General features: G+C 36.2%; 1 protein-coding gene. It reads right to left on the bottom strand.

What is annotated here, in order from left to right:
• Positions 1 to 575: ribosome small subunit-dependent GTPase A (rsgA, locus tag KGF48_RS19785; protein ID WP_227868497.1), on the bottom strand; the 575-nt coding region annotated here is incomplete at both ends.

The following is a 575-nucleotide window of genomic DNA, read 5'->3' as shown; positions in this document are numbered from 1 at the left end:
GCAATAGCTTTCCAGATAGCACAGCCTGGTTCTGAGGTGTGAGTACAATTACGAAAATGACATTTTCCGAAATAAGCTTCTATATCTGCAAAACTTTTATCTAAACCTTCCGAAACATCCCACATTCCCAACTCTCTCATACCTGGTGTGTCAATAACAATACCACCACCTGAAATTAAAAATAGCTCTCGTCTAGTCGTGGCATGTCTTCCTTTATCATCATCTATGCGAATTTCCTTTGTATTTAAAAATTCTCCACCCATCAGACAATTAATTAATGAAGATTTTCCAACTCCTGAAGAACCAAGTAAGGCAACAGTACAGCCTGGTTTAATATACTTAGAAATCTGTTTATAACCATCTGGCTCTATAGATGAGGTAACAACTACATCTACACCCAAGGCTATAGAATTAACTACTTGTAATTTACTATGCACATTGTCACATAAGTCGGATTTAGTAAGTACTACTACTGGGATAGCTCCACTTTCCCATGTTAAAGACAGATACCTCTCCAATCTATGAATGTTAAAATCCTTATTCAGTGACATGCACAAAAAAACAATGTCAATATT

Origin of the sequence: Clostridioides sp. ZZV15-6388, from assembly GCF_020657755.1 — a bacterium.
Taxonomy (GTDB): Bacteria; Bacillota; Clostridia; order Peptostreptococcales; family Peptostreptococcaceae; genus Clostridioides.
This window is presented reverse-complemented; position numbering and strand designations above follow the sequence as displayed.